The sequence below is a fragment of the Paracoccaceae bacterium genome (assembly GCA_033344815.1).
GTDB lineage: Bacteria > Pseudomonadota > Alphaproteobacteria > Rhodobacterales > Rhodobacteraceae > Roseobacter.
On record JAWPMR010000001.1, the window covers coordinates 2,885,861 to 2,906,809 of the forward strand.

The following is a 20,949-nucleotide window of genomic DNA, read 5'->3' on the forward strand; positions in this document are numbered from 1 at the left end:
CGAAGCTTCAACTTCAAATGAACGGCGCGACTATGCTTCGTATTGCGCCAAACGGCGGAGCACGGTATCTCGCTCTTCAAGCAACTCAAGCACAAGGGCGACGCCCGCTGTGTTGATGCCCAGATCCCGATTCAGCCGGCGGGCCTTCTTTGCGCGCACGATGTTAGTGCCTACAAAACGCCAATTGACAGGCTGACCGCCGAGCGGGTCTAACACGCCGTGCTCAACCAGCTCGATGACCCATGCTTCATCAGCCTGACAAAACTGACATAGATCCCGCAGGGAAAGAGCATCTATGATCTCGCTCCTTTTCGTTGTCTTCTTCATAACTAGTCTCCTAGATGTGCGCGCGGATCAAAGGGCAACGTCTCTGCCATTTGTCGGAAAAAGGCGCGCGCTTCTTCTGTCTCAACTTTGGGATTGATAATCTTGAGCGTGGCATAGATATCCCCTGCAGGTTGCCCGGGAAGCCCTTTGCCCTTGAGGCGCATTTTCTGTCCGGTTCGTGCATTTTTGGGAATGCGCAGATCAACTTTGCCGTCCGGTGTTGGCATCACAACATGACCACCCAAAGCGGCTTCCCAAGGTGCAATGGGCAATTCCAGATAGAGGTCTTTGCCATCCGGGACGAAAACAGGATGAGGGGCAAAGGTGACTTCCAGAAAGAGATCACCGGCTCCGGCCTCGCCTGCCTGCCCCTGGCCAGCCAACCTGATGTGTTGACCCGCACCGATGCCCTTGGGCACGTGAACAGAAATGCTGCGGTCTTGCAGTGTGATTTGCCCATCCCGACCCAGAACAGGCGCGCGCAGGCTCAATGTGCGTTCAGCGCCGCGATAGGAATCTTCAATTGATATTTCAATGCGCCCGTGACTGTCTGCCCCCTGGCGGTGATGCATGCCTTCACCCGATCCCGCCCCGCGCCGGAACAGTGTTTCAAAAAAGTCGCTGAACGGCTCTTGTCCTTGTGCGCTTGCGTCTGAAAAGGCAAACTCTTCGCTCCAATCCGGGGGCGGTTGGTAGTGCCCCTGGCTATGTTGTTGTCCCGGACCAAGCTGGTCATAGGCGGCACGCCGTTCAGGGTCATTCAGAACCTCATAGGCTTCTGTTACGTCCTTGAATTTGGCCTCAGCCCCGGCATCAGTGTTGACATCGGGATGATATTTTCGCGCTGCCTTGCGAAACGCTTTCTTGATCGTGCTTGCATCGGCATCCTGGGTAACGTCAAGAATTCTGTAGTAGTCTTTAAAATCCATCCGCCTCTCGCTCACGCCATTTCGGTCGTTACAAAATGCCATGGACCAAACTGATGTCGGTTGATCTTTGTCAGTCGGGTGGCGGCCAGCCATGCAAAAATGCATGCCAGCGATCCGATTGGAACATCGGGACCACCTCGGACTGGAGAAACCTATGAAGCACCGCACAATTCTTTTTGTAATGAATTCAAAAACGCCTGATTCAGCAATATCTGACATGGCTGAAACGGCCGTAAGGCAGGATAATCATTTGATGTGTCTGCTTTTGGACGCTGCTCCAGCTTTGCCGGTTTATGCCTATGGCGTTCCTCCTTACGGAGGCATGAACATCCCCCATAACTGGGAAGAGGCAGTTCGCGAAGCGCAACGCGTGCAAGAGACGCGCGTAGACAGTGTAGAACAGCTTCTTGCAAAAACGGGCGCATCTGGCACGGTTCTGGCCATATTTACAGCAACAACTGATGCAAAGCACCACGTCGCTCGATGCGCATGCGTAAGCGATGAGGCGGTCATGGCGGACAACCTCCGTGATACACCAGAGTTTTTGCGCGAAACGGCCTCGGGTGTTCTCTTTCACTCGCCAATTGGGCTTCGGGTCAATGCCGCACTGCTCCAGAAACCGGAGTGTGTGTTTGTTGCGTGGGACAGCAGCAAGGCGGCATCCGCTGCGGTGCATGCCTCTTTGCCCTATCTGAAAGAAGCGCGCGATGTCGTGATTGGATGCATTGACCCGGTCATGACCACGGATCGCGATGGACAGGCTCCCGGAACTGACGTGGCAGCATGGCTCAGTCACCACGGCTGCCGCGTGACGGTGTCGCAATTCCCGAGTGGCGGACGACCGATATCAGATTGTATTCAGGACCATGCGAAAGAGGCAGGTGCCGATCTGGTGGTCATGGGAGCATACGGACATGCACGGATGATCCAGGCCGTGATGGGTGGCACAACCCGCTCCATGATCGAGCAAACGGCTCTTCCCGTATTTTTCGCGCACTAATTCAGAAAATTCAGAGACACAATGGCCTGCACAGACAAACAAGACTTGCTTGATCTTTCGCAAAAGGAATACGGAAAGCTCAACACGTTGATCTCGCCGTTAAGTGCCGCGCAAGCCAGCATGAGTTTGGAGCACAATTCGATCAAAGATACGATCGGGCACCGCGCGCATTGGATCAAACTGTTTTTGGGATGGTATGCTGACGGCATGGCGGGCAAGAAGGTATATTTTCCCGCCAAAGGCTACAAATGGAACGATCTCAAGCGCTATAATGCGGATCTTCGACGCAGGCAGGCTGATATGGATTGGTTGGCCGCATGCTCTCTGTTGCAACAGCGGCACGAACAGTTGATCGCTTTTGTAACGCAGGAGACAGATGAGACACTGTATGGGGGTACCATGCGCGGCGCCAACAACAAATGGACACCAGGCAGATGGGCAGAAGCCGCAGGACCCAGTCATTATCGTTCTGCCGCAAAATTTATCCGTTCAGTGCTGCGAAACCATGCCTAATGGATCTAGGTCAGATTGCCGAAGTACCTGCAATGATCTTACTGGGAGAGACAGACCGCGCCGGTCAAATGTTCGAGCAAATGGTCGCTGCCAAGCCTGTCCATTACTGGACCTTTGACTTCCGACAAGGACAGATCAATGCTAATCTCTGCGAGGAGAATATTGATGACTTCAAGTATTACGAGCGCACCAAGGTCTATTTCATTGCGCGCAAAGCACATCAGAATGACATTTCTGATTTCACTGTGGTCGATTACACGATTTTACACATACTCTTCCAATAAAACGCACGTTTGCGAAATAAAGGCTCTGACCAGTCCTCAGTCAAAGCACGGTCAGATTTGTTATCACCGTATGACTAAGAATACTGCGAAAGTACTGGGAGTCGGTCAGCGCCGACTTCGGCCACATGCGTACGCGATGCGTCAAAAGAAAGAGAAGGACCGAAAGGGCAACACCTACCGTGACGCCCACCTCGACGCCAAAGACAAGTGTGAGCAAAATCGTACCAGCGACGGCACGTTGATCCCGGTTTCGGATTCGATTGCGGCATTTTCAGCGAGCCGAGAGCTGTTCAGGCGCCGCAAGCCATCCCCGGCCCTTAAGCATCGCCGGCCAATAGACTGGTGGCAGCGTCTTTTCCTTCAATTACTAAGCCAGATGTCTCGGTTTCGGGTCATCGATCAGCCATCGTGGAAAACTTGCTTGCAACGTGCCGCCATAGCTGAACTCCGCCAGTATGACTTTGTCCCGCGCGTCGGTAAGTGGACAAGCTTCATAGCCGTCGTATTGTACAATTGGCGTACCATCTTGCATGTCGGTCACGGTGTTATCAGCCACAACAGGTGCTTGTTTGCGAGCAGCCGCTGCGGTCTTCGTAATTATGGCATTCATCATGCCACCCAGTGAACATGTGTTGTCAAAGATTTTGTGCCGCAACTTCGACGGGTCCACATTAACCCGATCCACCGCATCAGCAAGTGGACAAACGGCAATGAAATCGGGGGCGCCTTGCGGTGGCGTGACATGCATCATATCGAACTCAACCTCGATGCGTTCAACCGCAATTTCAGGTCGGGACACGTCGAACCACACTTTCCTGCCCGGACTATCAACAGCAACGAGGGTGTGAAAGAAGTTCAAGCCGATCTGATGTTTTTCAACATATTTTTCCAGAGTCGGGACAAAGTCTTCGACAGCGAACAGAGCGCCACCGGGGCTGTGAAACTTTAAATCGATATCTCTTGCGGTATTGCTGCGGATCCAGTGATCGGCGGACGGGTAAATCGCTTTTTTGGCGCACCAGCGCATTTAATTGGCATCGGAGGCTGGTGAAGACAGCACGGCTAAAATTCATTTCTGAGACAAGCAGCCACGCATAGGGTGCCATGTCATAGCGATAGTTCGACGTCACACCGTTTCGTCCCCGAGTATCGACAAGGCCCTCGACGCGTCCCCAGTCCAGCTTGAGATCCGGGACACGCCACCAAGCGATCGTATTTTACGACACGATATCCATCCAGAAGAACCGGATTCTGTTCCGCACGGAATCTTCCGCCGCAAAAACTCCTCCGCCCACTATGATCCAGCTTGGTTGGTAATAGTGCGCGTGGGCAGGATCAAATATGGCAGTTTCCAGCCCCGGCTTGCGCGTTTTCAGACTGGAGGCAACCACAATCCCGGACGCACCACCGCCAACAGTAACATTATCATAAGAGGCATCCACCTGTTTCGTAGAGGTTTTCCACGAATGACGATACGACGTACAACATCCTTCATGTCATAGTCAGCCTTTTTGGTCGCCCTCAAGATCTCAGCCAGAGGTAAAGACTTGGACTGCATGGATGATCAAAGTTTCGTCGAACGAGTACCCGCACGGCAAAAAGCGAGGATTGGCTCGGGCAATGTATCAAAAGCCTGCGCATTCGCGTTTTGTACAATCCCGCCTGAGACCGGGATGTACAGCATCTCCAGACCAAGCTTCTTCTCGGTTTGAACCAAGTCCTGAAACGTGGGCTAATAAGCACATTCGCCATTGGGACAATGCAAATGACAGATCCGATCCCCTTGTCAAGCGCGGTCGCGAGGTCCACGTTGGAGATCTGCGGCGCGACAAGGAACTGTTTGGTAATATGATGTATTTCCCTCATTTTTTCTCCTCCAGGGACGGGTTCAGATGCTGTTGACCGGGACTTTTAGCATTGGTTTGCCATCTTCGGTTTTTGGCACTTCACCAGCCCGCATATTGGCCTGCAAGGACAGTAGGATCAGTCTGGGCACATCCAGCGTCACGTCTCGTTCGACGCGGTTTTTTGAAGAACTTTTCACGGCTTTGACCGCTCCCAACATGTATGTTTTCAGCCCTTTCCTCCGCTACCGTTGTTTCCAACATGATGTCTCGGCCACCCGGCCCATCGTCGTGGCACATGAAGAGGCGCATCTTGTCTGGCAGTGACGGTACTTTCTGAATGCTATTGTAAAGCTCGCCCGCATCGCCGCGGGGAGAATCGGCACGGGCTGAACCGCCATCCGGCATGAAAAGTGTGTCTCCAACAAATGCGGCATCTCCGATCACATGCACCATACGCGCGGGTGTGATGCCGGGCGTGTGCATCGCAAATGCGGCAAGCCCACTGATGGAATAGGTATTAAGGTCCCTGAACAACACGTCGAGTTGCGAACCGTTTTGCTGAAGTACCGTCCCTTCATTAAGACTCTTCCAAAGATTTCCTGAACGACGGTGATCTGATCGTCTATCCCGATTATGCCGCCAAGCTTGGATTGTTTGCAGGGTGCAGCAGAAAGGTGATCCGACCAGCTGCGTAGTCCAGATCCATTGCAGAATCGATCATCGCACAAAAGCCACAACGCTAGTCCCCTACCACATAGTTGATCGTACTAGTTCTCGGATCGAAAAAAGTCTTTACTGTTGGGTGAACGTCCGTATTTATCGGGCAGTTTGAGACTTGGTTCTCCATTCCTGCCTTTTCCTTACAGCTATGGCCGCGCTGCAGAACCGTCTGTGACAAGGTCATACTGGCTTGCTGTTACTTACCGAAAATTGCGGCCGCTTTGGGATGTGTGGCTCAAACGGGGAGGTTTCCTTTCTTGAGCGGATCGGAATCGGGCTCCTCCGCAGGGATGTCAGGTTTCGGCACCTCCGGAATGGCGAGTGGTATTTCAGGGTCCATCGGTTCCGGCATTTCCGGCGACACATTCGGGTTTTCAGGGTCTACCGGCATGGGAACTTCTGACGGGGGTTTAGATCCACATGGATGTGGAGTTTGCCTGTGCATTTTCTGTCCTTTCCAAAGCTGACGAAATTGTGCGATTTCGAGCACCAAACAGATTGATCGGCATCAATCGGAAACTGCTTGAATGCGTGAAACTAGTTCCGCTCCAAGTCCCATGCCAGGCCTTTTTCGAAACAAGATTCCTCTGTGCAGCCAACCTGCGATCAGACACCCTCAGGGCTATTTGAATGCCGGACCAAGATTGCAGGTCGATTGCACAGATACCGGTGCGCACCGGCGGTATGGTCTGCTGTTTCCAAAATTGCGGGCGACGGGGTAATTCCAACCGTTTTCTTGCAGCTTTGGGGCTCACCGGTCTCGGCACTTTGCTGTCGGCGCTCGGGGCGGCCATCCTACCAAGACGGTATCCTTGTTCCGTTTGGTCTTCATATCCCCAGTAAAGAATTTGCCGGTTTTTACCCCGCGTGCACAGCGCTGTAACGGCCCGACTAACCAACGGGTTTTGCGCAATCAAAAGCATGACTATAGAAAAGCGGGCGCAAATCACCGGTGCTTTTCCTCACCGGTAAGACACGACAATTGCAAACCGGTCCAAACCCGGCTTGTTAGCAAATCGCTTGTGCATTCCAGTGCAAATGCTGCTCTTGCCTTTTGCAAAACTATCTGGGCAATCTTGCACCGCCAACAAAGCGGATCAAGCGCAAGTCAAGGCAAGTTCCCCGTATCAAAGACTCTGAACACTGGCGACGGTTGACTTACATCAATCGCGTTCGGACGGAAATCTGGCATGGTTTCAGATGTAATCCGGAGGAGCCTGGAAGTGTTTACCGTATCAAAGCCAAAAGCAAACCGTTTGGACCTTGTATTTTCAGGCACCTTGAACGAGGAGACGATGCGCGTCGCCATCGATACCTTGATTGAAGAGTCGCAAGGGATCACGAACGGCAAAATGCTTTATAAAATCGTGGATTTTCAGATGCCGACCGTCGCCGCGCTGGTCGTTGAATTTCAACAACTCCCCAAACTTCTGAGTCTGCTTGGCAAATTCGACAAATGCGCAGTTTTGTCAGATGACGCTTGGATCCGAACCGCGGCCGAAATCGAGAGCGCCATTGTTCCGTCCTGTGACATTAAGGCTTTTACACTATCCGCTGTCGACGATGCGGAGGACTGGCTCGAAGGGTCTGTTGATGGAAAAGACGACGATGAGGACGCAGGTAACTTTCCAGTTTAAGGGGCTAGCGACAAAAAGCTTCGGTATGGCTGTGGCAAATCTGTCGTCCGACGTCTCGATCTGGATTGAAAATTTGACTTGTTGTTTTGCAAGAAAGGACACAGGCCCAAAGCAACATCTTCGCAAACTTACAGCGGCCAAAGGACGCCAGGCGGTATACTGACATTGGCGCGGTCGCCGTCTGAGAACAGGCATAAAAAATATACCCATTTGCAGAAGCCTAGTTCAGTATCTTCAGCTTACGCCGCGCGCCGCTTCCGGGTGTTCTGTTATGAACCCGCGCAATACGGCAAACAATTCATGTGCGTGCACAGCATTGCCATCATGCAAAGCCGCGCGAATGTCATCACAAATCATTTCATTTATTTTCTGTGGGCCGTGATGCTGGTGCATCGTGTATTCACCCATCAGCGCCGCGTCATAAGTTGTCAGGTGTTCGTGCTCCGCCAGTGCATCAATCTCAGCGCGTGTAAGAGCAGACATATCTTCCACATCTTCCAACGTGATCATTTTCTGGACCTCCAAGATTTATGGTTGCGATAAGTTTAAGGGCGGCAAAGTGGATGCTTTTGATCAAGCTCAATTGGAGGGGCGCATCTTTGTGGTATCAGGGCAATGCACCGGTTCGTATCAGGAGGAATTGAAGTGGGCACAGCCATATCCAAAGCACTTGTTGCTGCGCCGTTGGTCTCGACGCTTATCTCGTGCACTGTTCAGACAAGGGGCGTCGAAGTCATGCCCTCTCAGGCAGACGGAGCGGCATTTTTTGCTCAAAATTGCGTGTCATGTCATGGCAGCGACGGCGGCGGCGCAGGCATCGCCGCAAACGGCTTGAGTCGATCACCAACTGATTTGACGACTTTGAGCATGGAAAACGGAGGCACCTTCCCAGCGGCGCGCGCATTAAGCTACATCTATGGTGATCCACAAAACAGCCATCTGGCACGTGTCATGCCCCAATTCGGGCCGGAAATGGCAGAAGATCTGGTACCTGTTGAAATTGATGGCGTACTAACGCCCACGCCCAGAGAATTAGCCGGGTTGTTGGTGTATCTCGAAGGCATCCAAAAATAAGACAGCTATGTGCGCTCCAAGAGGATATCTTGGAATAGCCTTCGTTTTTAGATGCTTTGACCTGTCGTTTTGCCAGCAAGGGAAATTACAAAAGGCAGGGTGATTTTGCGTCTTCGCCGGGTCTAGGATTGATGTGACCGCGGTCCTCAGCATCTCGCAAACTCTGAAAAATAGACCCAATCAACACCCCACTAGATTCAGAATGGCTGATGAGCCGCCTGTTTGTCGCTCATGAAGTCGATAAATCCACCCCAGTTGCTGCAGGCATACCAATGAAGAAACCAATTTTTATATGAACCAGCGGCATTTGTGAAAACTACCGGGACATAAAAGGATTTTGCTGCATTGTTTCGGTGTTTTCACTTACCTGACTGACGCAGTGGCTTCGGCATCCGATCAATTCGCCAGATCGCGGACCCATTGGAACAGCCAGATCTCGGATAGTTTGCGCTCGTCACTGGCAATATGCGCCATAAGCTCAATCAACGATGCATCTTGACCGTCCACGTCGAAGAAGAGCCTCCAACGGGTTGTAGCGTCCTCGATTTTGTGCAGGACCATGTTTGAGACTTCACCCGCCGAGGTCGTCACCACCGGGGTTACCGCGGCCTCTGGTCCCATGTCTCCCAATGCGCCGCCCTCAAAGTCGACTACGTATTTTCTCAGGTTCGGGTTCGTGAGCGGCACGCCTGACGGCCCGCCAACCCCGGAGCGCGTGGTATGAACATAAGCCAGTTCACCCGTTCCATCAGGAGGCAGTGCACCCCAGTGCATCTTGTAGCTGTAGCTGCGCGTCTCTCCTGCTTGCGGCGCTTCATCTGGCACCCAAAACATCACGATATTATCGTCGATCTCCAGATCCGCCGGGATTTCAACCAGTCGAATACTGCCCGACCCCCAATCGCCCATACGCTCGATCATCACGGAAGGTCGGTTATGATACTGCGCGCCCGCGTCCTGAAAGGTCTCGTAGTCACGATCCCGTTGGATCAGACCGAATTGAACGACATCTTCCCCGGAAAAATAGGAATTGGAAACGCGGTGCGGGTTGTTCAGGGGACGTAACAGTACATCGCCAGAACCACGGATGACGTGAAGCGCGTCGCTGTCATGAACTTGTGGGCGAAAATCGTCAAAACGCCGCTCCGAGTGTTCCGCGAAGTAAAACATTGACGTCAGTGGTGCCAGACCAAGCTGCTGCACGGGTGCGCGGAAATAGAGTTCTGAGTGTACCTCAATCACCGTGTCATCCCCCGGGGAAATCACGAAATGGTAAGCACCGGTGACAGACCTGCTGTCCATGGCGGCAAAAATTTCCAAAGATGAATCCTGGCTCTCAGGACGCACAACCCAAAATGCCGAGAAGCGGGGGAACTCTTCTGGACCACTGAGCCAAGTGTCAATGGACAGCCCGCGCGAGGAAAGCCCGTAACTGTTCCCAGCCCCCAAGGCGCGAAAGTAACTGGCCCCCAGGAATGTCACCAGCTCGTCGAACTTGGTGGTGGTGTTGAGCGGTGCGTTCACTTTCAGCCCGGCAACACCCGAGAGTTCCGCATGTTCCGGCACACGCTCTGCAACGTCATTGCGATATTCAAAATCATCCGTGTTGAAGATCAGCGGTCGCGCGAAACCCTCCACGACCTCAAACACCTGCACAGGGTCCTGAAACAGCCAGCCGGGATGGAATGCCTGCAGGTGAAACGGCAATTCCTGGTTTGCCCAGCGGGATTTTTTTGGTCGAAAATAGATGTTTCGATAATCATCATAGGTCAGATTTTCCAAAAAGTTTTCCAGCGGAGCCGGCAGTGTGTCAGGCAGCTGTGCCCGGTTCTTCATGCGGTCCTTTAGCCATTCGAAAGAGAATGGATCTGCAACACCAGTCGACTGTGCGATGACAGGTCCAGTGACAATGGTGCTGGCCAAGAGGGATCCCAGAATGCTTCGCCGCGTTATTTTATTCCGAAACTGCATCGGTTGTCCGGCTCCTTCACCCGGCACGACGCAGAGTACGTCGCCCTTAAATCGCCGATCGCAAGAGTCGACGTAGTCAACATTGAGATTTGGCTGATATTGCGTGCCCAGCCAGCCGACGATTTCCTATCTAACACCGGAAGTATGCGGATTATGATTACATATTATTCGGGTCGGTTTTCGGCAAGTGCTCGCTGTTTGTGTATTTTGCGATCTATTGCCTATCCGCAATTACCCGCTGCCTCACTGACGACGTAAGCGCCCGGCCGACGTGAAAAGATGTCTGGTAGCCCAAGCTGCTCTTGATCTGAGTATCGTCCGGATTGGTCATATGGTGTGCGGAAAGGAAACCCTGTTGAAAGCTCAGCGATTGAAGCGCAAGAACACTCTGCTCAAATGGCTTGGGAGTGAGTATTTTGCCGGGTCTCGTTTGGCGCACAGCGGATCTTTTGTACCGCGTCGTTATGGCATCGTATGTCCTTTGCAGGCGTGCTCGGAGAACGTGTCGCATGCCCCAGCTCTGCGTGGTTGCATTCCGCCGTTCTCAGTCACATGGGGCTTTTGGAAGCCAACACTTGGGCCTGCGCGCAGAATTGGGATCAATATGTCTTGTATCAAACGGTCAATGAACGAGAAAAACGCGTCAAACCAAGCGGTTCATTGCGCCGCTATCTCGGCTTTGAACCCTTGAAGGATTTCGCTTTCTGGGATGATATCCAATGCTTCGTCCAGCACATCCATCGTTGCATCCCTGCCTTCCACCGCGGCGGCGATCCGGGCGAGCATCACCCATGCCTCCTCGCGCTGAGGGTCCATGCGAACCACTTCGCGAAATGCGCCCTGCGCAGCCGGAATATTACGCATGGTCAAGGCCATCCCGCCCAAAACCATATGTGTTTCAGGAAAATCAGACCTCGCCTGCAGTGATGTGCGCCACTCTGCCATCGCCTGTTGCATCTGGGTTTCAATCTGAGCCGGGAGGCGTGCGACAGGCGCGTTGAGCATAGATTTGGCCGCTTCGATCCGTACCATTTTCACCGGATCGGCCAAAAGATCCACGATCCGTGGAACGCGTACCTGTGGGTCGATGCCATTTTGCGCACCAATCGCGGCAGCGCGAAGAAGTGGATCCGGATGTTCCAGCAACGGCGCTACTTCATCTGCCGCGCCTGCATCAGATCCCTGCGATAAAAGCCAAAGCGCCGTGGCGCGCGCCAAACCGGGACGCGCATCGTTCATCGCCAAGTCAACCAGGTCTTCTTGGGCCGTCATTGGATTGATCCGTCCCTGTGCAAGGGCCACACCGTAGTGCGCACTGCGGTTAGATGCATCCGGGTACCGTTCGGCGATTTCAGTCGCTGCCCAATCCGCAGACTGGTCGGTGTGGCAATCAGTACAGGCATCCGGAGCGCCGGTCTGTCCAGCCAGATCTGGCCGCGGGATTCGAAAACTGTGATCGCGACGGCCGTCGATCCCCATGTAGACCCGCTCGATCATGTGACAGCTGACACAGGCAGCACCTTCCGATCCGGTTGCATGAAAGTGATGCGATGGATCATCGTAGTTCTTTGGCGACAACGACGTGAAATCCGGGTTTCCTGCGGGCGAATGGCATTGCGTGCAAACTGCATTTCCATCGGCTTTCAACTCGCTGGTATGCGCATTGTGACAATTCAGGCAGCCGACACCTTTGGCATACATCTTGGATTGTAGGAACGAGCCATAAACATACACTTCGTCCAGAATCTGGCCATCGGCGTGGTATAATCCGGGTCGCAACTGAGCCAGACTATAGGCATCGTGAAACCCAGTTCCGGGCACTGGGCTTGCATCCCCCAATGGTTCGCGACGGGAGTGACACCCTGCGCATTGCTGCAGTGTTGCTTGCGTGCCCGCGTTGGCAAAATCCATAGTGAAACCATATCCGGCGGGTGGCGCAAGTGCATTTGAAACATTGCGCTCCGCCCAGTCTACGTGGCGTGATCCTGGACCATGACAAGCCTCGCAACCGACCCCTATTTCGGCTTGTGTTGAGGCATAGGATTGGGTCAGCGCGTTATAGTTTTTTTCAAATCCGGTGGCATGGCATTCTGCGCATCGCGCATTCCAGTTTTTGTACGGCCCGCTCCAGTGAAGACCGTCATCCGGTGGAAGTTTCTGATCAGCATAGAGATGATACCAACGCTTTTCGACCGTGTCCCAGACCACGTCAAAGCTTTGTAATCGCCCAGGTTCGATCTCCAGAATATACTGTTGCAGGGGCTCTATACCGGCCACGGAATGAACGGTGTATTCTGCTGCTGATCCATCGGCCTCGGTTACCCTTATGCGATATTCCGGATCGCTTCGAAAAAACTCGGTTAGCACCCCGTCATGGCGAAAAACGGTATTATTGAAGTCAGCAACCACCGTTTCAGGCGATGGCTCCGTCCATGCCAGCGCATGATGTGACGTTTCCCAATCCGCTTTCACATCCGCGTGGCAGGCGCTGCAAACTTCCGTTCCAACGTAGACGGGCTCTTGTTCCACGCTTTGCTGGGCAGTTGCAGGCAAGGATAAACAGGCCAGGATGATCAAGTATAACAGAGTGAAGCGAGTCATCAAAAGCTCCTGTGGCCGTATTCAGCGCGGATTAAGGGGCGCCAGCGCCGAGTTTGATGGCGCGATCTGAGTATCATTCAGGAAAGAACGGAGCGCGGCTTGCAATTGTTTCCAGCCATTTGCGTCGGATGCCTGTTCTTTACCGTAACGGGCCGAGCCAAGTGCGGTCAATGCTGATTGAATAGCCAAATTGCCGCGCGGTCTGACACTTGGATTGCGGGCTTCCCATAACGCCAAAGCGATCAGGCAAGCGGATAAATCCCGTTTCGCGATGGCATCTTGCAATCGGTCCTGGGCAAATTCCTCAGAAGCAAGATAGGTGTCACGTCGGACCTGTTTACGCCGCAGCCATATGGCTCGGAGCGAGGGACCTGCAAACAAAAGAAGTAATATGCATCCCGTCAAAACCGCAAGCGCAATGGCTAGTCTGCGCACTGATGCGTTGTAGACGCTTTGCGCGACGGGCGCATCAACGGTCAGGTCAAACCCGTCGAGCGAAACGGTTTCAATCTGGCCCGTCGATAGATTGAACCAGTCAAACGCGATCGGTTCTGCAGCGCCTTGTCCACCGCTTTGTGCCAGATAGGTGACGCTTTCGGCGCGCGTGCCTGACACCACGCCGCGTTCTGATTTCTCTGACAGAACCGGTTCGTCCGGGTATTGCGCGATCCCTTCGACCGGATCTTGCCGCAAGAGGGCAGGTAGGAACATTGGCGGCGTCCCTTTGATGTTTACCGTCACGGTGCGTCGGATACTGTCACCAGGTTGCAGCGGTGCTTCGTTCCCCTCAAGATCTTGGGACAGGGTAATCTCTTCTGCCGCGATGAAAGGATCGAGCCCTTCAGCACCGTCTGGCAAAACCCCGGACAGGGTGAAACCGTCAAGTGCAACGATATCCCGGCGTGCCTCATTGGTCTGAGGATCAGACCACGTGATGATCAAGTCATTTGGCGGGATGTTAAATACACCGGGCACCATGGGGCTCATCCGATAATTGCGCGATACCCCGGACCATGTATCCCCTTCAATGCGTTCGCTCACCGGAGTAGTGGAGCGTTCCGGCAACCGTACCATCAAATCCGGGGCCTCAAGGCTGGGAAAGACAACAGGCTCGGTCATCCATGTCGGCACCAGCACGGTCACCCGCAGGCTGAGGGGTTGTCCTGGGATTGCCTCATTGTCTTCAAGGTCTACCCGAACCAGTGGTTGCTCGGTGCTCTGGCCAAAAACCGGGCCGCATAACAGCAGTGACAGTATGACTATGATCGCACGCAGTTTCATTCTGCTGCCCTCGTGGCTTCAATGCGAAAGCGCAAACGCAGGAAGTCGCTGGTGCGCGTATCGACGGTATTCATCCACTGTTCGGTGGTGAGAATACCCTCTCCGCCTGTTGGTTGACTTTCGATCTGTGTTTCAGCGCCGCGATTGGCCTCATTGTCAAACACCTCGTCATCAGCCCCGATCCCTGCATCTTCTCCGGTATCTGATGCTTCGCGGGTCTCTTCGATATAATCGACGATTTCCTTTGCGGTCTGTAGGTTTTCGGCGGCTCCCGGAAAATCCGGGTCGCGTTCCAACACCGTCTCAAATGCGCGAACCCCATCGCGATATTGGCGGTTCTTGATATGCGCGAGCGCTTGTGTGAAGGCAGCATCTGCTGTTTCAAGACGGTCCAAAGTTTGCACCGCTGCATCGTATTGGCCCGAACGGTAGAGCGCGTGGCCTTTCCATTGCGGATCTGCGAACAGATCGGCGGCCCGTGCAAAGTCGTTCTTGCCATAGGCCAACCAACCCTGTTGATCCGGGGTCAGAAACCAATCCGCGACACCCTCGGCGCGGGCCGTGTTTGGAGAAGAAAGCATCAAAGCCAGTACGATCACAGCCCACCGCATTGTCCACCCCTGCCGGAACCAGATCAGGGACAGCAATGCCGCCGGCCAGGCCAGCCACCAGCCCCGATCTTCCCAGGGTTGATCCTGGTTCTGCAAGAGCGCACGGCGGTAATCTCTGTTCAGAATCCGGTCCAACTGGGTCACGTCCGCATTGTCGGCTTGGACCCGGACAACGGCTATATCAGACAGCATATCCATGCCGCGGTCCTGCTGACCATCCGGGAGCATTGCCAATACTGAAAGTGTGTTCCTCATTGCCTGACTAAGGGTTTCAACATCTGTTGCATCGAGTTTGTCGAGAACAAACAGTATCCCTCCCGGGGAAGCTTCCGCAGCGAGCAGTTCAGTTGCGATTGCAAAGGCGTCAGATGCGTTCGCGCCTTCCTTCGGCATGATTTCAGGCGTCAGACCCTCCAGATAGGGCAACATTACCTGCGCATCTTCTGTGAAGGGCAACACGGGATGCGCTGTGCCCGCATAGGCAATCAGCGCCGTTCTTGCGCCGGCCCTGAGGTCGAGCAGGTCGCGGATTTTGAATTTCGCACGTGTCAGACGGTCGGGTGCGATATCGGCCTCCATCATGGATGGGGTGACCTTCAGAATGATGACGAGCGGTCCGGTTTTTGCGAGAAATGGGTCGACCTGACGGGTCCATGTCGGACCTGACGCACCCAGAACGGCCAATAGTAAGGCCAATGCCACCCCATCGATTGGTTGAATACGGCTGTTTCGTCGATTGCCCACTGTCAGAGCCTGCTGCAAATGTGGGGCCAGTTTGTGGGAGGGTTCGTCGCTTTTTTGCAGCGCGCGTCGATTGACCCACCACAATGCCGCAACGGGCAGGGCGAGTAACAGCCATAGGGGGCGCAACAGGTGAAACGCTTCAATCCCGAGTAAGAGATCAGAGGGAAGCAATCCGTTCATACGCGGACCCGGTGCGTTTTGGTGTAGGTGAGAAAGGAAAGAGTCAAAACGCCCAGGATCACCGCCATACCAAGCACATAATGCGTCAGTTGCGTGCGCGGACGGTAGGAAAGCTGCTCGACCAAACGCGGCGTCATTTCATCAATCTGAGCATAGGTTTCGGACAGGCCCTCGAGATCGGTGGCAAAAAAACTGCGCCCACCTGTGCGGCTCGCGATGTCCTGAAGCGCGCGGGTATCCACCCGATTCTCGCCTTCCGCCTCTGGGTCGCCGACACCAATCGTATGGATTTCAACACCTTTGGAACGCGCAATTTCGGCTGCGTTCACCGGACTCATGCGGCTGCCGGTATCCGCCCCATCAGACAACAGGATCAACAAGCGCTGTTCGATCTCGCTGGCCTCAAAAGTTCGGATAGCAAGGCCAATTGCGTCGCCAATTGCTGTTTGCGGACCGGCCATGCCTACTTCTGTCTGGGTCAAAAGGGCGCTTATCGTGCTTAGGCTTTCAGTCAGCGGGGCCTGCAAAAACGCCTGTGATCCAAATACGATCAGGGCTACCCGGTCACCCTCACGGGCGGCCAGGAAATCATCGACTACCGTCTTGACCCCCTCCAGCCGTTGGACAGCCGCCCCATCCGGCGTCGCAAAATCGACTGCATCCATAGACCCTGAAATGTCGATTGCCAGCACAACATCGCGGGCAGATTTGGTGATTTCAATGGGTGCACCTAACCGCTCGGGCCGTGCCAGCGCGATGACCATCAAGACCCAGATCAAAACTGCTGCGATCATCTGCAGTCGCGTGCGGCGTATCACAATGGCACCCGGGCCAGCTATTGCATCCGCCGCAGATATGATGCGACGGAAGAAAGGGAAGCGCACTGCTGTTACCTGTTCGCGGCGCGGCGGTGAGAATCGCCATATGATCCATGGCAAGGGCAGTGCCAGGAGGGCGAATGGGAACGCCAGCGAAATCACTGATGCGCCTGATGGCGATGGTGCCGGATCCAGCTTTCGGCAATTCTGGTCAATTCGCGCGGGTCGCATTGTGTTTGCTGGTAAGGCACATAAGCGAGGATTTGTCCGGAGCCTTGGCGGAACGTGTCGCCCCCAGCGGTTTCATCGAGAAATGCCAGCCAGTCGGCGCCGCTCAAGCTGGCAACATCCGTTCTTGGAAATGCAACAAGTGCCGTTCTGCGCAAAATTCCCGCCACGGCCACCGGATCATTCCCGACAGTTTGCAAGGCGGAGAGCGCCGCGCGGCGATAGGCATTTTCGCCGCGTTTCTTGTGCCAATAGAGCAAGGCAACTACTATACTCATCGCAAGGAACACAGCCAAAGCGATCCACCCAACAGTTTGCGGGATCATCGAAACAGGCGCGGGTTCCGGGGGCAGAACCAATCTGTCGATCAGATCGACCAGGGTAATCGGATCCGGTGCGACGTCTTGGGTCATCGTGATGCAAGCCCCATAAGCCGTCGCATCTGTGCCAAGCTGTCTTCGGCTGAGCTCAGAGGCAAGACAGGCACGCCCAATGTGCGTTTCCAATCCAGAACTTGCGCCAAACGACCTTGCGACATTGCATGCAAATTGTGGCGCACGGCTTCGTCACCCGTGTCAATCTCCGCTTGCAACTCCCCGTTCGAGATGACCAACCGCATAGCTTTGGGGATTTCATCTGCCATCGGGTCAGACACCAGACCCAATACAAGATCATTGTGACGTGACAAGCTGCTGATCAGCTTTTGCGTCAAATCATCAATCACGTCGAAATCAGAAAAAACCACGATCAGATGGTTACGCGGGGCGATACGACTGACCGATTGCAACACGCGGTTCAATGACATGGGTGTTTGGTCTGGGGCGTCAGCGCGCAGTAATCCATTGGCACTTGATATGGCACTCAGGAATCGGTTGAGCGCGGCGCGGCTGCGTTGGGGTCGAATCTCGGCAAGTGTTTCATCACCGAAAACGATACCACCGACCCGGTCGCCCTGATCCAATATGCGAAACGCGGTCACGGCGGCGCATTCAGCAGCAGTCACTGATTTCATGTTCAAAACGGACCCAAAAAACATAGACATACGCTGATCTACAACAATCAGACTGGGGCGATCCCGTTCTTCAGTGAAAACACGGACATGCGGTTTGCCGGTGCGCGCGGTCACTTTCCAATCAATCGAGCGCACATCATCGGAGGGCAGATAGTCCCGCAATTCCTCAAAGTTCAATCCCCGCCCGCGCATCCGTGACGCATGCCGTCCATTCAAGGCACTACGCGCTGGTTGCCGCGGCAAGAAACTGAGCGATGTCGCGCGCCGCTCCAATCCACGCAGATGATTGAGGTCAACCGATATGCGCGGATCCAAAGTCGCGGCCTCATCGGGCAGGTCGCGCGCGGGTATCAAACCAGATCGAATACGAGCAGCCTTATCGAACATAAAATAGTCCTCAGGTCAGCGCTACCTGCGCAATCAATTCATCGACCACCTGATCAGGTGTGACGCCTTCGCCTTGGGCTTCATAGCTCAAGCCCAGACGATGTCGGAACACATTTGCCGCGATCGCGCGTACATCGAGGGGATCGACATAGTCGCGCCCATTGAGCCAAGCATGGGTGCGACCGCATTTATCAAGTGCAAGCGACGCGCGCGGGCTGGCTCCGATGTCGATCCAGCGGCCCAAATCTGACCCGAACTGCCCCGGAATACGTGTCGCATTGACCAGATCCGCCATGTATCGCTCCATGGCATCAGACACGTGAATGTCAACGATTTCACGACGTGCCTGAAAGACTGCGTCCTGCGGGATGGCAAGAACCAGGTCTTTCTTGGCTGTGTCTTTGGGAGCGTTCGCTGCGGCCTCTTCACCACGCACCAGACGGATTACTTTCACCTCATCTTCAACCGGCGGATAGGTGATCAAAACATGCATCAGGAAACGGTCCATCTGCGCTTCGGGGAGCGGATATGTCCCCTCCTGTTCGATAGGGTTCTGCGTGGCCATGACCATGAACAGCGGTGGTAAATCATGGGTGGTTCCGGCCACTGTAACCTGTCGTTCTTCCATGGCTTCCAGAAGGGCCGCCTGTACCTTGGCCGGCGCCCGGTTGATCTCATCCGCCAGAACTACATTGGCAAAAATTGGACCGGGATCGAAACGGAACTCTGAGCCGTTGTCGGTCTGATAATAAATCTCTGTACCCGTGACATCTGAGGGCAACAGGTCCGGCGTGAATTGGATGCGGCTGAAATCACACTCCAGATTCTTTGCCAACGCCTTGATCGCGCGTGTCTTTGCCAGCCCAGGCAATCCTTCGACAAGCAAGTTGCCATTGGCCAGAAGGCCGATGACGAGGCGTTCGACCACATCGCGTTGCCCTATAATGGATTTTCCCATACGGGCGATCAAGTCTTCTATCTGCACGCGAGCCTGACTGGTTTCCATAAGCTTCTAGTTTTCCTATTTCAAAGCTTCTAACAGCGGTTCACCGATCGCGCCGCTTGGAGGTTTCGTTCCCATATAGGCAGCAATTGTCGGCGCCACGTCTACAGTTTCAACCGCCCGCGCGACACGACCCGGAGTTATGCCGGGACCTGTGATAATGATTGGCACGTGGGTGTCATAGGTCCAGGGCGATCCATGCGCAGAGGCCACGCTCAACCCATCAAAATCTGCCACAAACCAGTGCGGTTCGAACACGACGTAAATGTCACCAGAGCGGTCCGGGTGAAAATTCGACAGCACAGCCTGTGTAATGCGGGTATCTGGAATGTCACCGACACGCAGCGCCTGGCTTTCGACAGCATAGGCGATACCGGCCATTTTCTGAAGCTCTTCTGCCACCGCAGCCTCAACCTCTTCCGCATCCAAACCGGCTTGGGCAATCGCTTTAGTGTTCAGATAAATATAGGGGTTGGTGAAGCTATCAATCAGCTCTTCGGAGAGACCAAACTTACTCTTTAGTCGTTCAAATCCCTCAGAGACCTCAGCAGCATCAAACAAAAAAGTCTTTGCTTGAATGCCAAGTGTCTTGAGATACCCCGGCGCTTCCGGTGCCCCGTGATCTGCCGAGAGCACAATCATCGTATTGTCCAGACCCACGGACTCATCCACAAAGCTCAGCAAATCCGCCAGCGTGCGATCCAACTGTTTGATGTTGTCCTCTGCTTCAAGGCTGGAAGGGCCAAAGATGTGGCCAACATAGTCCGTCGAGGACAGGCTCACGCTCATGAAATCGGGTACATCATCCTGCCCAACTTCTTCTGCAACCATCAGTGCTTTTGCAAAATCGACAGTAATCTCGTCGCCTGCCGGGCTCAGCGTCAAAAGCGTGGTGTAATATTTGCTATCAGCTTTCCCATAGCTGTGGGGGAACGTGCGACCGAAGCCCGGGAAATCAGTTTCCCACGGCTGGTTGTCGCGGTCCGCAAACATGTAGTTTGAGCGGTCCAGTGAAAGCGTCCAGTCGGTTTCTGCGTAGGACGCAACAATGCCTTTCTGCTCCCATGCCGCCATCCAATCAGGATAAGCGTCCCGATAAAAAGTGCTTGTTACAAACCGACCTTCGGCTTTGGAAAACCAATAGGCATCCCCCGCGTGACCGGCAAAAGAGATCGCACCGCGATCCTTGACGGAGACGCCAAAAACTTTGGCCTTTGGTCCAAAGTGCAACGCAATTTCATCGCCAATAGTAGACGTAAGGATGTTGCCCGGGGATCGGCCATCCGTGGTCGCGGCACGTTGTGTCGGATCAATTTCCGCGGATTGATCAATTCCTTTTGCGCCGACCAAAGGATAATCCGGGTCCTGCACGTTATAAAACTGTGTGTTGGTCTTGCGGTCAAACCAAACATTGGCGACCATACCATGGATCGCCGGATCAGTTCCGGTTGATAGGGTCGTATGCCCAACAATCGTTTCGGTATTGGCGTGGCGATGATGCGCGTTCACAAACACCGCTCCGTTTTCCAATAAATATGTGAACCCACCTTCCCCAAACCCAGCGCCAAAGCGATCGATCAGATCGCCGCGCAATTGATCCACCGTGATCTGTAACACCAAACGTGGTTTGTCGGCACCAGGTGCGGAAAATGCAGACCCCGTTACGCTCAAAAACAAAGCTGAGCATGCGAATACGGTGGACAATGTTTTGGGTATCATCTGGCGGTTATCCTCAAGTTCGGCGCTGCCCGGGAAATGCAGGTGCGCGGCTCAAGACATGAA

At 54.1% G+C, this 20,949-nt stretch carries 21 protein-coding genes and 1 pseudogene; 5 read left to right on the forward strand and 17 right to left on the reverse strand.

Translation table 11 applies throughout. The features are described from left to right. Positions 1-30: 30 nt before the first annotated feature. Together R8G34_13415 and R8G34_13420 are read right to left on the reverse strand one after the other, a co-directional pair. A complete protein-coding gene (locus R8G34_13415; protein MDW3223863.1) occupies positions 31-327 on the reverse strand; it encodes a chaperone modulator CbpM in 297 nt (98 codons plus the stop codon). 2 nt (positions 328-329) lie between these two features. Further along, positions 330-1,256 (reverse strand): DnaJ C-terminal domain-containing protein, encoded by a 927-nt coding sequence (locus tag R8G34_13420; GenBank protein ID MDW3223864.1) that lies wholly within the window; start codon positions 1,254-1,256, stop codon positions 330-332. A 217-nt stretch (positions 1,257-1,473) separates the two neighbouring features. Between R8G34_13420 and R8G34_13425 the strand changes: the two genes are divergently transcribed. The 3 genes from R8G34_13425 to R8G34_13435 are packed head-to-tail and all read left to right on the forward strand — an operon-like array spanning position 1,474 to position 3,053. Then, on the forward strand, positions 1,474-2,256 hold the full coding sequence (locus tag R8G34_13425; protein ID MDW3223865.1) for a universal stress protein: 783 nt from the start codon (positions 1,474-1,476) through the stop codon (positions 2,254-2,256). A 21-nt stretch (positions 2,257-2,277) separates the two neighbouring features. Beyond that, a complete protein-coding gene (locus R8G34_13430; protein ID MDW3223866.1) occupies positions 2,278-2,769 on the forward strand; it encodes a ClbS/DfsB family four-helix bundle protein in 492 nt (163 codons plus the stop codon). Next, a complete protein-coding gene (locus R8G34_13435; GenBank protein ID MDW3223867.1) occupies positions 2,769-3,053 on the forward strand; it encodes a hypothetical protein in 285 nt (94 codons plus the stop codon). The genes R8G34_13430 and R8G34_13435 overlap by 1 nt, the downstream gene beginning before the upstream one ends. A gap of 367 nt (positions 3,054-3,420) precedes the next feature. On the opposite strand, the gene R8G34_13440 is transcribed toward R8G34_13435, so the two are convergent. The 5 genes and pseudogenes from R8G34_13440 to R8G34_13460 all read right to left on the reverse strand — a co-directional run bounded on the left by R8G34_13440 (position 3,421) and on the right by R8G34_13460 (position 6,011). Next, on the reverse strand, positions 3,421-4,080 hold the full coding sequence (locus tag R8G34_13440; protein ID MDW3223868.1) for a hypothetical protein: 660 nt from the start codon (positions 4,078-4,080) through the stop codon (positions 3,421-3,423). Positions 4,081-4,270: 190 nt separating this feature from the next. After that, positions 4,271-4,495 (reverse strand): hypothetical protein, encoded by a 225-nt coding sequence (locus R8G34_13445; protein MDW3223869.1) that lies wholly within the window; start codon positions 4,493-4,495, stop codon positions 4,271-4,273. Between the two features lie 122 nt (positions 4,496-4,617). After that, positions 4,618-4,737: a hypothetical protein gene (locus tag R8G34_13450; GenBank protein MDW3223870.1), complete on the reverse strand. Its 120-nt coding sequence runs from the start codon at positions 4,735-4,737 to the stop codon at positions 4,618-4,620. 204 nt (positions 4,738-4,941) lie between these two features. Continuing rightward, positions 4,942-5,747, reverse strand: a pseudogene (locus tag R8G34_13455) (MBL fold metallo-hydrolase). A gap of 108 nt (positions 5,748-5,855) precedes the next feature. Continuing rightward, entirely contained in the window at positions 5,856-6,011 is a 156-nt protein-coding gene (locus R8G34_13460) for a hypothetical protein (GenBank protein ID MDW3223871.1), read from the reverse strand. Between the two features lie 832 nt (positions 6,012-6,843). On the opposite strand from R8G34_13460, the gene R8G34_13465 reads away from it, so the two are divergent. Next, positions 6,844-7,257 (forward strand): STAS/SEC14 domain-containing protein, encoded by a 414-nt coding sequence (locus R8G34_13465; protein ID MDW3223872.1) that lies wholly within the window; start codon positions 6,844-6,846, stop codon positions 7,255-7,257. Positions 7,258-7,491: 234 nt separating this feature from the next. Here the strand turns inward: R8G34_13465 and R8G34_13470 are convergent, their stop codons facing one another. Continuing rightward, positions 7,492-7,767, reverse strand: a complete 276-nt coding sequence (locus R8G34_13470) for a hypothetical protein (GenBank protein ID MDW3223873.1) — start codon at positions 7,765-7,767, stop codon at positions 7,492-7,494. A 135-nt stretch (positions 7,768-7,902) separates the two neighbouring features. Here R8G34_13470 and R8G34_13475 point away from each other — a divergent pair, with 135 nt between their 5' ends. Next, complete coding sequence (locus R8G34_13475) at positions 7,903-8,331, forward strand: c-type cytochrome (GenBank protein MDW3223874.1); 429 nt, start codon at positions 7,903-7,905, stop codon at positions 8,329-8,331. A gap of 396 nt (positions 8,332-8,727) precedes the next feature. On the opposite strand, the gene R8G34_13480 is transcribed toward R8G34_13475, so the two are convergent. The 9 genes from R8G34_13480 to R8G34_13520 all read right to left on the reverse strand — a co-directional run bounded on the left by R8G34_13480 (position 8,728) and on the right by R8G34_13520 (position 20,886). Next, on the reverse strand, positions 8,728-10,254 hold the full coding sequence (locus tag R8G34_13480; GenBank protein MDW3223875.1) for a glucan biosynthesis protein: 1,527 nt from the start codon (positions 10,252-10,254) through the stop codon (positions 8,728-8,730). Between the two features lie 705 nt (positions 10,255-10,959). Further along, positions 10,960-12,903 (reverse strand): multiheme c-type cytochrome, encoded by a 1,944-nt coding sequence (locus R8G34_13485; GenBank protein ID MDW3223876.1) that lies wholly within the window; start codon positions 12,901-12,903, stop codon positions 10,960-10,962. A gap of 21 nt (positions 12,904-12,924) precedes the next feature. Then, a complete protein-coding gene (locus R8G34_13490; GenBank protein ID MDW3223877.1) occupies positions 12,925-14,184 on the reverse strand; it encodes a hypothetical protein in 1,260 nt (419 codons plus the stop codon). Continuing rightward, complete coding sequence (locus tag R8G34_13495; protein MDW3223878.1) at positions 14,181-15,719, reverse strand: VWA domain-containing protein; 1,539 nt, start codon at positions 15,717-15,719, stop codon at positions 14,181-14,183. Before R8G34_13495 ends, R8G34_13490 begins: the two co-directional genes overlap by 4 nt. Further along, positions 15,716-16,603, reverse strand: a complete 888-nt coding sequence (locus tag R8G34_13500) for a VWA domain-containing protein (GenBank protein ID MDW3223879.1) — start codon at positions 16,601-16,603, stop codon at positions 15,716-15,718. Before R8G34_13500 ends, R8G34_13495 begins: the two co-directional genes overlap by 4 nt. A gap of 92 nt (positions 16,604-16,695) precedes the next feature. After that, positions 16,696-17,178 carry a DUF4381 domain-containing protein gene (locus R8G34_13505; GenBank protein MDW3223880.1) on the reverse strand — a complete coding sequence of 161 codons (483 nt, stop codon included), beginning with the start codon at positions 17,176-17,178 and terminating at the stop codon, positions 16,696-16,698. Beyond that, positions 17,175-18,164 (reverse strand): DUF58 domain-containing protein, encoded by a 990-nt coding sequence (locus R8G34_13510; protein MDW3223881.1) that lies wholly within the window; start codon positions 18,162-18,164, stop codon positions 17,175-17,177. The genes R8G34_13505 and R8G34_13510 overlap by 4 nt, the downstream gene beginning before the upstream one ends. Positions 18,165-18,174: 10 nt before the next feature. Beyond that, positions 18,175-19,170: a MoxR family ATPase gene (locus tag R8G34_13515; GenBank protein MDW3223882.1), complete on the reverse strand. Its 996-nt coding sequence runs from the start codon at positions 19,168-19,170 to the stop codon at positions 18,175-18,177. Positions 19,171-19,185: 15 nt separating this feature from the next. After that, positions 19,186-20,886: an alkaline phosphatase family protein gene (locus R8G34_13520; GenBank protein MDW3223883.1), complete on the reverse strand. Its 1,701-nt coding sequence runs from the start codon at positions 20,884-20,886 to the stop codon at positions 19,186-19,188. Positions 20,887-20,949: the final 63 nt, after the last annotated feature.

Bases quoted from the DNA above. Each gene is read 5' to 3' on its own strand.
- R8G34_13415 (MDW3223863.1), bottom strand. From the start codon at position 327: ATGAAGAAGACAACGAAAAGGAGCGAGATCATAGATGCTCTTTCCCTG.
- R8G34_13420 (MDW3223864.1), bottom strand. From the start codon at position 1,256: ATGGATTTTAAAGACTACTACAGAATTCTTGACGTTACCCAGGATGCC.
- R8G34_13425 (MDW3223865.1), top strand. From the start codon at position 1,474: ATGGCTGAAACGGCCGTAAGGCAGGATAATCATTTGATGTGTCTGCTT.
- R8G34_13430 (MDW3223866.1), top strand. From the start codon at position 2,278: ATGGCCTGCACAGACAAACAAGACTTGCTTGATCTTTCGCAAAAGGAA.
- R8G34_13435 (MDW3223867.1), top strand. From the start codon at position 2,769: ATGGATCTAGGTCAGATTGCCGAAGTACCTGCAATGATCTTACTGGGA.
- R8G34_13440 (MDW3223868.1), bottom strand. From the start codon at position 4,080: ATGCGCTGGTGCGCCAAAAAAGCGATTTACCCGTCCGCCGATCACTGG.
- R8G34_13450 (MDW3223870.1), bottom strand. From the start codon at position 4,737: ATGCTGTACATCCCGGTCTCAGGCGGGATTGTACAAAACGCGAATGCG.
- R8G34_13460 (MDW3223871.1), bottom strand. From the start codon at position 6,011: ATGCCGGTAGACCCTGAAAACCCGAATGTGTCGCCGGAAATGCCGGAA.
- R8G34_13470 (MDW3223873.1), bottom strand. From the start codon at position 7,767: ATGATCACGTTGGAAGATGTGGAAGATATGTCTGCTCTTACACGCGCT.
- R8G34_13485 (MDW3223876.1), bottom strand. From the start codon at position 12,903: ATGACTCGCTTCACTCTGTTATACTTGATCATCCTGGCCTGTTTATCC.
- R8G34_13490 (MDW3223877.1), bottom strand. From the start codon at position 14,184: ATGAAACTGCGTGCGATCATAGTCATACTGTCACTGCTGTTATGCGGC.
- R8G34_13495 (MDW3223878.1), bottom strand. From the start codon at position 15,719: ATGAACGGATTGCTTCCCTCTGATCTCTTACTCGGGATTGAAGCGTTT.
- R8G34_13505 (MDW3223880.1), bottom strand. From the start codon at position 17,178: ATGACCCAAGACGTCGCACCGGATCCGATTACCCTGGTCGATCTGATC.
- R8G34_13510 (MDW3223881.1), bottom strand. From the start codon at position 18,164: ATGTTCGATAAGGCTGCTCGTATTCGATCTGGTTTGATACCCGCGCGC.
- R8G34_13515 (MDW3223882.1), bottom strand. From the start codon at position 19,170: ATGGAAACCAGTCAGGCTCGCGTGCAGATAGAAGACTTGATCGCCCGT.
- R8G34_13520 (MDW3223883.1), bottom strand. From the start codon at position 20,886: ATGATACCCAAAACATTGTCCACCGTATTCGCATGCTCAGCTTTGTTT.